This window comes from Mycobacterium sp. 050134, from assembly GCF_036409085.1.
Lineage (GTDB): Bacteria > Actinomycetota > Actinomycetes > Mycobacteriales > Mycobacteriaceae > Mycobacterium.
Window position 1 is genome coordinate 1 of sequence record NZ_JAZGLV010000023.1, and the last position, 10,696, is coordinate 10,696.

General features: G+C 70.7%; 10 protein-coding genes. All 10 read left to right on the top strand.

From position 1 onward, the window contains the following. Positions 1-887 (top strand): hypothetical protein (locus SKC42_RS22510; RefSeq protein WP_330966469.1); only part of this gene is annotated, 887 nt, incomplete at its 5' end. A gap of 157 nt (positions 888-1,044) precedes the next feature. Next, a complete protein-coding gene (gene argC, locus SKC42_RS22515; protein WP_330966470.1) occupies positions 1,045-2,088 on the top strand; it encodes an N-acetyl-gamma-glutamyl-phosphate reductase in 1,044 nt (347 codons plus the stop codon). Continuing rightward, on the top strand, positions 2,085-3,299 hold the full coding sequence (gene argJ, locus SKC42_RS22520; RefSeq protein WP_330966471.1) for a bifunctional glutamate N-acetyltransferase/amino-acid acetyltransferase ArgJ: 1,215 nt from the start codon (positions 2,085-2,087) through the stop codon (positions 3,297-3,299). Before argC ends, argJ begins: the two co-directional genes overlap by 4 nt. Then, entirely contained in the window at positions 3,296-4,183 is an 888-nt protein-coding gene (argB, locus tag SKC42_RS22525; RefSeq protein ID WP_330966472.1) for an acetylglutamate kinase, read from the top strand. The genes argJ and argB overlap by 4 nt, the downstream gene beginning before the upstream one ends. Next, positions 4,180-5,370 carry an acetylornithine transaminase gene (locus tag SKC42_RS22530; protein WP_330966473.1) on the top strand — a complete coding sequence of 397 codons (1,191 nt, stop codon included), beginning with the start codon at positions 4,180-4,182 and terminating at the stop codon, positions 5,368-5,370. Before argB ends, SKC42_RS22530 begins: the two co-directional genes overlap by 4 nt. After that, positions 5,363-6,286, top strand: a complete 924-nt coding sequence (gene argF, locus SKC42_RS22535; RefSeq protein WP_330966474.1) for an ornithine carbamoyltransferase — start codon at positions 5,363-5,365, stop codon at positions 6,284-6,286. Before SKC42_RS22530 ends, argF begins: the two co-directional genes overlap by 8 nt. Next, positions 6,286-6,780, top strand: a complete 495-nt coding sequence (locus SKC42_RS22540) for an arginine repressor (protein WP_330966538.1) — start codon at positions 6,286-6,288, stop codon at positions 6,778-6,780. The genes argF and SKC42_RS22540 overlap by 1 nt, the downstream gene beginning before the upstream one ends. A gap of 15 nt (positions 6,781-6,795) precedes the next feature. After that, positions 6,796-7,995, top strand: coding sequence for an argininosuccinate synthase (locus SKC42_RS22545; RefSeq protein ID WP_330966475.1), 1,200 nt, complete (start codon positions 6,796-6,798; stop codon positions 7,993-7,995). A 109-nt stretch (positions 7,996-8,104) separates the two neighbouring features. Then, complete coding sequence (gene argH, locus SKC42_RS22550; RefSeq protein WP_330966476.1) at positions 8,105-9,514, top strand: argininosuccinate lyase; 1,410 nt, start codon at positions 8,105-8,107, stop codon at positions 9,512-9,514. A 103-nt stretch (positions 9,515-9,617) separates the two neighbouring features. Next, a complete protein-coding gene (locus SKC42_RS22555) occupies positions 9,618-10,679 on the top strand; it encodes a type III polyketide synthase (RefSeq protein WP_330966477.1) in 1,062 nt (353 codons plus the stop codon). The last annotated feature ends 17 nt before the right edge of the window (positions 10,680-10,696 follow it).

Here is a 10,696-nt window from a genome sequence, read left to right on the forward strand (position 1 = left end):
TGCCGCCGTTCACGTTCCCGGCGTTGCCGCCGATTTCGTTGCCGAATATTGGTGCTGACATCAACGCGGCGTTGAATGCGCTGTTGTCGGGGAACTTGGCGTTGCCGGGTCTGCCGCCGATCACGCTGCCGCCGTTCGCGTTCCCGGACCTCGGCAGCCTGGGTGTTGAGCTCAGCGCCGCGCTCAACGGGATCAGCGGCTCGCTGAGTGCGTCGCTCAACGGGCTGAGTGCGTCGCTGAACGCGATGCTGGGCGGCAGCCTGAACCTGGGTGCCAACCTCAACGGGTTGATCCAGACGGGCGCGACGCTGGCCGGGAACTTCGTCACCGGTCTCGGCGACCTGGCCGCCAACATCACGGCGGGCCTGAACACGGCGATCCAGACCGGGGCGAACCTGGCCGCCGACTTCTTTGCCGCGCTGCCGACTCTGTCCCTCCCGAACCTGGGTCTGACGATCAACGCGGCACTGAGCGCCAGCCTCGGCGGCGCCCTGAACGGCCTGCTGAACGCCACTGGGTCGCTGGCTGGCGGCCTCACCGGTGGCCTGGCCGGCCTCGTCAGCGCCGGCGAGACCCTCGGGGCGAGCCTCGGCGCCGGACTGGGTGGTCTTGCGCAGACCGGTGGCACGCTGGCCACCATCTGGGTGGACACCACCCGGGCCGTGGCTGACGCCCTGGGCACGGGCCTCGAGGCGAGCGTCGGGGTGGCCTTCCCGGGTCTGTTCCAGACCGGTGAGACCCTCGCACTCGGGCTCGAGGACGCCGTCGGCGGGCTGGCTCAGACGACTGGTGGCCTGGCGGCCTCCCTGGAAGTGGCGCTGACGGACCTGGGGGCCTCCCTCCAAGCCGCCATCAACGCCAGCCTGGGCATCGGTATAGCCGCCTGATCCGCGGGTAGGCCCCAGCGCCCCGGAGCCCTGTCGTCGCGGTCTCGTCCCCAAGCGAGACCCCGACCGACACGGCGCTCCGGGGCGCTGTCATGCCGGCACCAGCCGCATTCGAATGGATTTGCAATCTTCTGCATAAGCATGCAGAATTGTCGAAATGGCCGACGAGACAAGGGTGGCGGTCGCCGGTGCGAGCGGCTACGCGGGCGGAGAGATCCTGCGACTGCTATTGGGGCATCCGCGCTACGCCGACGGCCGGATCACCATCGGCGCGGTGACAGCGGCGGCGAGCGCCGGGAGCGCACTGGCCGAGCATCATCCGCACCTGACGCCGCTGGCGCAGCGGGTGGTCGAGCCCACGGAGTTGTCCGTCCTCGCCGGCCACGACGTCGTTTTTCTGGCGCTGCCGCACGGGCATTCGGCCGCCCTGGCCGAACAGCTCGGCGACGAGACGCTGGTCATCGACTGCGGCGCCGACTTCCGGCTTACCGACGCCGCCGCGTGGGAGCGGTACTACGGGTCCCCGCACGCCGGTAGCTGGCCCTACGGGCTTCCGGAGCTGCCCGCCGGCCGGGAGCGGTTGCGTGGCGCGCGCCGCATCGCGGTGCCGGGCTGTTACCCGACCGCGGCGCTGCTCGGCCTGTGGCCCGCGATGGCCGAGGACCTGATCGAGCCCGCCGTCACCGTGGTGGCCGTCAGCGGTACCTCGGGAGCCGGTCGCGCCGCCAAGACCGACCTGCTCGGCTCGGAGGTCATCGGGTCGGCCCGCGCCTACAACATCGCCGGGGCGCATCGGCACACCCCCGAGATCGCCCAGGGCCTCGAGATGGTCACCGACAGGGACGTCACGGTGTCGTTCACTCCGGTCCTGATTCCCACCTCGCGAGGCATCCTGGCAACCTGTACCGCGCGCACGCGGGCACCGCAATCTCAGCTTCGCACCGCCTATGAGAAGGCCTACGGCGCCGAGCCCTTCATCCATCTGCTGCCCGAGGGGCAACTGCCCCGCACCGGCGCGGTGATCGGCAGCAACGCCGCACACGTCGCGGTCGCGGTGGACGAAGCGGCCGAGACGTTCGTCGCGATCACCGCGATCGACAACCTGGTCAAGGGCACCGGCGGCGCCGCCGTCCAGTCGATGAACCTTGCGCTGGGTTGGCCTGAGACGGAGGGCCTTTCGGTCGTCGGGGTGGCGCCATGACGGAGGTAGCCGGCGCCATGCGCCTGGTGCGCGAACAGGGCGTCACCGCCCCGGCGGGATTCCGGGCCGCGGGCATCGCCGCGGGCATCAAAGCCTCGGGGGCCCGCGACTTGTCTCTGGTCTTCAACGAAGGGCCCGACTACGCGGCCGCCGGCGTGTTCACCCGGAACAAGGTCAAGGCCGCGCCGGTGCTGTGGACGCAGCAGGTGCTGACCACCGGCGAGTTGCGCGCGGTGGTCCTCAATTCCGGGGGCGCCAATGCCTGCACGGGTCCCGGCGGCTTCCAGGACACCCACGCCACCGCGGAGGCCGTCGCGGCGGCGTTGTCGGACTGGGGCACCGAAACGGGGGCCATCGAAGTCGCGGTCTGTTCCACCGGCCTGATCGGGGACCGGTTGCCGATGGACAAGGTGCTCGCCGGGGTGCGGCAGATCGTTCAGGACATGGCCGGCGGACTGAGCGGGGGAGATGAAGCCGCGCAGGCGATCATGACCACCGACACCGTGCCGAAACAGGTTGCGCTGCACCACTTCGGGGACTGGACCGTCGGCGGGATGGCTAAGGGCGCGGGCATGCTTGCACCCTCGCTGGCCACCATGCTGTGCGTGCTGACCACCGACGCGGTCGCCGACTCAGTTGCCCTCGACCGGGCGTTGCGGCACGCCGCCGCCCGCACCTTCGACCGGCTCGACATCGACGGCGCCTGCTCGACCAACGACACCGTGCTGCTGCTATCGTCCGGCGCCAGCGGGATCGCGCCGGACCAGGCCGACCTCGACGAGGCCGTGTTGCGCGTGTGCGACGACCTATGCGCCCAGCTGCAATCCGACGCCGAGGGCGTCACCAAGCGGGTCGCCGTCACCGTGGCGGGCGCCGCCTCAGAGGGCGACGCGGTGGCCGCCGCGCGGGTGGTCGCGCGCGATAGCCTGGTCAAGACGGCCGTCTTCGGGTCCGACCCCAACTGGGGGCGCGTCCTCGCCGCTGTTGGGATGGCGCCCGTTACGCTCGATCCCGATCGAATCGCCGTGTCGTTCAACGGCTTCCCGGTCTGCATCGACGGCGCCGGGGCGCCCGGCGCCCGCGACGTCGACCTATCGGCAGCCGACGTCGACATCACCGTCGACCTGGGGGTCGGCGACGCCTCCGCCACCATCCGGACCACCGACCTGTCGCACGGCTACGTCGAAGAGAACTCGGCCTACAGCTCATGACCCGCGCCACCGAAGACCTGCCGACCCAGATCAAGGCCGAGGTGCTGGCCGAGGCGCTGCCCTGGCTCAAGCAGCTGCACGGCAAGATCGTGGTCATCAAATACGGTGGCAACGCCATGACCGACGAGACGCTCAAACACGCCTTCGCGGCCGACATGGCGTTCCTGCGGAACTGCGGCATCCATCCCGTCGTCGTACACGGCGGCGGACCGCAGATCACCGCCATGCTCCGCCGGCTCGGCATCGAGGGCGACTTCAAGGGCGGCTTCCGGGTCACGACGCCCGAGGTGCTCGACGTCGCGCGGATGGTGCTGTTCGGCCACGTGGGCCGCGAATTGGTGAACCTGATCAACGCCCACGGGCCCTACGCCGTGGGCATCACCGGCGAGGACGCGCAGCTGTTCACCGCCGTCCGGCGCAGCGTCATCGTCGACGGGGTGGCCACCGACATCGGCTTGGTCGGTGATGTCGAACTGGTCAACACCGCGGCGGTGCTCGACCTGATCGCCGCGCGCCGCATCCCCGTGGTGTCGACCCTCGCGCCCGACGCCGAGGGCGTCGTCTACAACATCAACGCCGACACCGCGGCCGCGGCGCTGGCCGAAGCCCTGCGGGCCGAAAAGCTGCTGATGCTCACCGACGTCGAAGGGCTGTACACCAGCTGGCCCAATACCGATTCGCTCGTGAGCGAAATCGACACCGCCACACTGTCGCAACTGCTACCCACGCTGGAGGCGGGCATGATTCCGAAAGTCGAAGCGTGCCTGCGGGCGGTCAACGGCGGGGTGCCCAGCGCGCACGTCATCGACGGCCGGGTCAAGCATTGCGTACTGGTCGAGCTCTTCACCCACGCCGGAACCGGGACGAAGGTGGTGAGCGCGTGAGCACGAACACCGAAGCGCTCCAGCGGCGTTGGGAAGCCGTGATGATGAACAACTACGGCACCCCGCCGGTCGCGCTGGCCAGCGGCGAGGGCGCCGTGGTCACCGATGTCGACGGCAAGAGCTACCTCGACCTGCTCGGGGGCATCGCGGTCAACGTGCTCGGTCACCGCCACCCGGCGGTCCTCGAGGCCGTCACGCACCAGCTGGCGACGCTGGGCCACACCTCGAATCTCTATGCCAGCGAGCCCGGTATCGCCCTGGCCGAGGAGCTGGTCGCCCTGCTCGCCGCCGACGCCCCGACGCGCGTGTTCTTCTGCAACTCGGGCGCCGAGGCCAACGAGGCGGCGTTCAAGCTGACCCGGCTCACCGGACGCGCCAAACTCGTTGCGGCGCAAAATGCGTTCCATGGCCGGACGATGGGATCGCTCGCGCTGACCGGGCAGCAGGCCAAGCGGGCACCGTTCGAACCGCTGCCGGGCGACGTCACCTTCGTCCCCTACGGCGATCCCGACGCGTTGGCCGCCGCGGTCGGCGACGACACCGCCGCGGTGTTCCTCGAGCCGATCATGGGGGAGGGCGGCGTCGTCGTCCCACCCGAGGGCTACCTGGCCGCCGCCCGCGACATCACGACCCGGCACGGGACCCTGCTGGTCATCGATGAGGTGCAGACCGGAATGGGCCGCACCGGCGCCTTCTTCGCCCACCAGCACCACGGCATCACCCCGGACGTCGTGACCATGGCCAAGGGACTCGGCGGCGGGTTGCCGATCGGGGCCTGCCTGGCCACCGGCCCGGCCGCCGAGCTGCTGACGCCGGGGCTGCACGGCAGCACCTTCGGCGGCAACCCGGTCTGCACCGCGGCGGCGCTCGCGGTGGTGCGGACGATCGCGTCGGAGGATCTGGTGCGCCACGCGGAGGTACTGGGCAAGTTCGTGCGCCACGGCATCGAGGCGCTCGACCACCCGCTCATCGACCACGTGCGCGGCCGCGGGCTGCTCTGGGGCCTGGTGCTGACCGCGCCGCGGGCCAAGGAGTCCGAGGCGGCCGCGCGCGACGCTGGGTTCCTCATCAACGCCGCCGCGCCCGACGTGATCCGGTTGGCGCCCCCGCTCATCGTCACCGAGGCCCAGCTCGACGGCTTCATCGACGCCCTGCCCGCCATCCTCGAAAAGGCCGCACATGCCTAGGCATTTCCTGCGCGACGACGACCTGTCGCCCGGCGAACAAGCCGAGATCCTGCAACTGGCCGCCGAACTGAAGAAGGACCCATTCAGCGCCCGCCCGCTGGAGGGGCCACGCGGTGTCGCGGTCCTGTTCGACAAGAACTCGACCCGCACCCGGTTCTCGTTCGAAGTCGGCATCGCGCAACTCGGCGGGCATCCCGTCGTCGTCGACGCCCGCAGCACCCAACTGGGGCGCGATGAGACCCTGGAGGATACGGCGCGGGTGCTGTCCCGCTACGTCGACGCCATCGTGTGGCGGACATTCGGCCACGACCGGCTGCGGGCGATGGCCGAGGTGGCGACGATCCCGGTGGTCAACGCGCTCTCCGACGACTTCCATCCGTGCCAGGTGCTGGCCGACCTGCAGACCCTGGTCGAGCGCAAGGGCTCGCTGAAGGGACTGCGGATGTCCTACCTCGGCGACGGCGCCAACAACATGGCCCACTCGCTGATGCTGGGCGGGGTCACCGCCGGCATCCACGTCACCGTGGCCGCGCCCGCCGGGTTCGCGCCCGGCCCGGCGGTGGTGGCCGCGGCCGAGCGGCGCGCGGAGGCCACCGGTGCCTCGATCACCGTCACCGCAGACCCGGACGCCGCAGCCCGCGGCGCCGACGTCCTGGTCACCGACACGTGGACCTCGATGGGGCAGGAGGACGACGGACTGGATCGCGTCGAACCGTTCCGGCCGTATCAGCTCAACGCGCGGCTGGTGGACCTGGCGGACCCCGAAGCCGTTGTCCTGCATTGCCTCCCGGCCCACCGCAATGACGAGATCACCGACGAGGTGATGGACGGGCCGGCCAGCGCCGTCTGGGACGAGGCCGAGAACCGGCTGCACGCGCAGAAGGCACTGTTGGCGTGGCTGCTGGAGCGGCGCTGATGACCCGCTCGAAACCCGCCCACGACGTCACGCGGGCTGGCCGGCAAGACCGCATTGTGGCGATCCTGTCGTCGGCCTCGATCAGCAGCCAAAGCGAACTGGCGGCACGGCTGGCCGACGAGGGCATCGACGTCACCCAGGCCACGCTGTCGCGCGACCTGGAGGAACTGGGTGCGGTAAAGCTGCGCGGCGCGGACGGCGGCGTCGGCGTCTATGTCGTCCCCGAGGACGGCAGCCCGGTGCGGGGCGTGTCTGGGGGCACGGCGCGGTTGTCCCGGCTGCTCGGCGAGCTGCTGGTGTCGGCCGACGCGAGCGCGAACCTCGCGGTGCTGCGCACCCCGCCGGGGGGCGCCAACTACTTGGCCAGCGCGATCGACCGGGCGGCGCTACCGTACGTCGTCGGCACCATCGCCGGTGACGACACGGTCTTCGTCGCGGCCCGGGACCCGATGACGGGCGCAGAGCTGGCCCGCACCCTCGAAAGCCTTACCTAAGAAGGAGATTGGTTCATGTCAGAGCGCGTCATCCTGGCGTATTCCGGTGGCCTGGACACCTCGGTGGCGATCAGCTGGATCGGCAAAGAGACCGGCCGCGAGGTGGTGGCCGTGGCGATCGACCTCGGCCAGGGCGGTGAAGACATGGAGGTCGTCCGCCAGCGTGCCCTGGACTGCGGCGCCGTGGAGGCCGTCGTCGTCGACGCCCGCGACGAATTCGCCGAGGGCTATTGCCTGCCCACGGTGCAGAACAACGCGCTCTACATGGACCGCTACCCGCTGGTCTCGGCGATCAGCCGGCCCCTGATAGCCAAGCACCTGGTCGCCGCGGCCCGTGAGCACGGCGGCGGCATCGTCGCGCACGGCTGCACCGGCAAGGGCAACGACCAGGTTCGGTTCGAAGTTGGATTCGCGTCCCTGGCGCCGGATCTCGAGGTGCTCGCGCCCGTCCGTGACTACGCCTGGACCCGCGAGAAGGCGATCGCGTTCGCCGAGGAGAATGGCATCCCCATCAACGTCACCAAGCGTTCGCCGTTTTCGATCGACCAGAACGTATGGGGCCGCGCGGTGGAAACCGGTTTCCTGGAACACCTGTGGAACGCACCCACCAAGGACATCTACGCCTACACCGAGGACCCCACCGTCAACTGGAGCACGCCCGACGAGGTGATCGTCGGGTTCGAGCGCGGTGTGCCGGTGTCCATCGACGGCAGACGGGTGTCCGTGCTGCAGGCCATCGAGGAGCTCAACCAGCGCGCCGGCGCGCAGGGCGTCGGGCGCCTCGACGTCGTTGAGGACCGGCTGGTCGGCATCAAGAGCCGCGAGATCTACGAGGCGCCGGGCGCCATGGTCCTCATCGCCGCGCACACCGAACTCGAGCACGTCACCCTCGAGCGGGAGCTGGGCCGCTTCAAGCGCCACACCGACCAGCGCTGGGCCGAGCTGGTGTACGACGGGCTCTGGTATTCGCCGCTGAAGGTGGCGCTGGAGAGCTTCGTCGCCACCACACAGGAGCACGTGTCCGGCGAGATCCGCCTGGTGCTGCACGGCGGCCACATCGCCGTCAACGGCCGGCGCAGCGCCGAATCCCTGTACGACTTCAACCTGGCCACCTACGACGAAGGCGACAACTTCGACCAGTCGGCGGCCAAGGGCTTCGTCTACGTGCACGGTCTGTCGTCCAAGATCGCCGCCCGCCGGGACCACGCCACGTGACCGCGCCCAGTAGTTCCCCCGCGAGCGTGCGTGTCTGTACGGCGACACGCCGCATACCGCGTACAACTGCGCACGCTAGCGCCGGGGTGAAGGCCGGGGTGAAGGCCAAGTGAGCACTCGCGAGGGGTCGCTGTGGGGTGGGCGATTCGCTGACGGCCCGTCCGACGCGCTGGCCGCGCTCAGCAAGTCCACCCACTTCGACTGGGTGCTTGCGCCCTACGACATCACCGCGTCGCGGGCCCACGCCGTCATCCTGTTTAACGCCGGGCTCCTCACCGAGGACCAGCGCGACGGCCTGCTCGCCGGGCTGGACAGCCTCGCGGCCGACGTCGCCGACGGCAGCTTCGGTCCGCTGCCCAGCGACGAGGACGTGCACGCCGCGCTCGAGCGGGGGCTGATCGACCGGGTCGGTGCAGACCTGGGCGGGCGCCTGCGGGCGGGCCGGTCCCGCAACGACCAGGTCGCCACGCTGTTCCGGATGTGGCTGCGCGACGCCGTGCGCCGGATCGCGGCCGGGGCGCTGGACGTCGTCAGCGCGCTGGCCGGCCAGGCCGCCGCGCACCCGGACACAATCATGCCCGGCAAGACGCACCTGCAGTCGGCCCAGCCGATCCTGCTGGCTCACCACCTACTCGCGCACGCCCACCCGTTGCTGCGCGACGTCGATCGCATCCTGGACTTCGACGCGCGGGCTGCGATCTCGCCGTACGGTTCAGGCGCGCTGGCCGGCTCGTCGCTGGGCCTCGACCCCGACGCGATCGCCGCCAAGCTCGGTTTCGCGGAGGCCGCGGACAATTCCATCGACGCGACCGCCGCCCGCGACTTCGCCGCGGAGGCCGCGTTCATCTTCGCGATGATCGCCGTCGACCTGTCCCGGCTGGCCGAGGACATCATCCTGTGGAGCTCGACCGAATTCGGCTACGTCCGGCTGCACGATTCGTGGTCGACGGGCAGCTCGATCATGCCGCAGAAAAAGAATCCGGACATCGCCGAGCTGGCCCGTGGGAAGGCGGGCCGGCTGATCGGGAACCTGGCCGGGCTGCTGGCCACGCTGAAGGCCCAGCCGTTGGCCTACAACCGCGACCTGCAGGAGGACAAGGAGCCGGTGTTCGACTCGGTGGCCCAGCTCGAGCTGCTGCTGCCGGCGATGGCGGGCCTGGTGGCCAGCCTGACGTTCGACGCCGAACGGATGGCCGCCCTGGCGCCGGCCGGCTACACCCTGGCCACCGACATCGCCGAATGGCTCGTGCGGCAGGGGGTCCCGTTCCGCTCCGCGCACGAAGCCGCGGGCGCCGCCGTGCGCGCCGCGGAGGGGCGCAGCGTCGGGCTCGACGAGCTGACCGACGACGAGCTGGCCGCCATCGACCCCGCGCTGACGCCGCGCGTGCGGGAGGTGCTGACCATCGAGGGATCGGTGTCGTCGCGCGACGCCCGGGGCGGCACCGCGCCGCGCCGGGTCGCCGAGCAGCTCGAGGGGGTCCTGGCCAGGGGGGAAGCGCTCCGGGCCCGGCTGACGTGACGACGGTCTCGGTGCCGGGCGGCCGCGAGCGGACTAGACTACGCGATTTGAGTGTCCGCGCTGAACCTCTCGGTCCGGATCGTCGTTACCAAGGATGGGCCCCATGAGCGTCGTCGCCGGAGTTTTCGGTGCGGTGCCGCCGCACCGCTACTCCCAGCGAGAGCTCACCGAGTTCTTCCTCAGCATTCCGGGCTTCGAGGACTACGAGGACATCGTCCGCCAGCTGCACGCCAGCGCCAAGGTCAACAGCCGCCACCTGGTCCTCCCGCTGGAGCAGTACCCCATGCTGACCGATTTCGGGGCGGCCAACCGGACCTTCGTCGACAAGGCCGTGGACCTCGGTTGTGAGGCGCTGTCGGGCGCCCTCGACGAGGCGGGGCTGCGGCCGCAGGACCTGGACGTCCTGATCACCACGACGGTCACCGGCCTGGCGGTGCCCTCGGTCGACGCGCGGATCGCCGGCCGGCTGGGCCTGCGCGACGACGTGCGCCGGCTCCCGCTGTTCGGCCTGGGCTGCGTGGCCGGGGCGGCCGGGGTGGCGCGCCTGCACGACTACCTGCGTGGGACTCCCGACGGCGCCGCCGCCCTCGTTTCGGTCGAGCTGTGCTCGCTCACCTACCCCGGCTACCAGCCGTCGCTGGCCGGGCTCGTCGGCAGCGCCCTGTTCGCCGACGGCGCCGGAGCGGTGGTGGCCGTCGGCGACCGCCGCGCCGAGCAGGTGGACGCCCGCGGGCCGGGCATCGTCGATTCGCGCAGCCACCTCTACCCCGACTCACTGCGGACCATGGGTTACGACGTCGGCGCCGCCGGGTTCGAGCTGGTGCTGTCGAAGGACGTCGCGGCCGTCGTGGAGCAGTACCTGTACGACGATGTCACCGGGTTCCTGGGCTCGCACGGCCTGACCACCGCCGACATCGGCGCGTGGGTCAGCCACCCCGGCGGCCCGAAGGTGATCGAAGCCATCAACGCGAGCCTGGACCTGTCGCCGCAGGCCTTGGAGCTCACGTGGCGGTCGCTGGGCGAGATCGGCAACCTGTCGTCGGCGTCGGTCCTGCACGTGCTGCGCGACACCATCGCCAAGAAGGCGCCCAGCGACAGCCCCGGGCTGATGATTGCGATGGGACCCGGCTTCTGCTCCGAACTCGTCTTGCTGCGCTGGCCGTGAGGCGTCGCCTGTTGGGC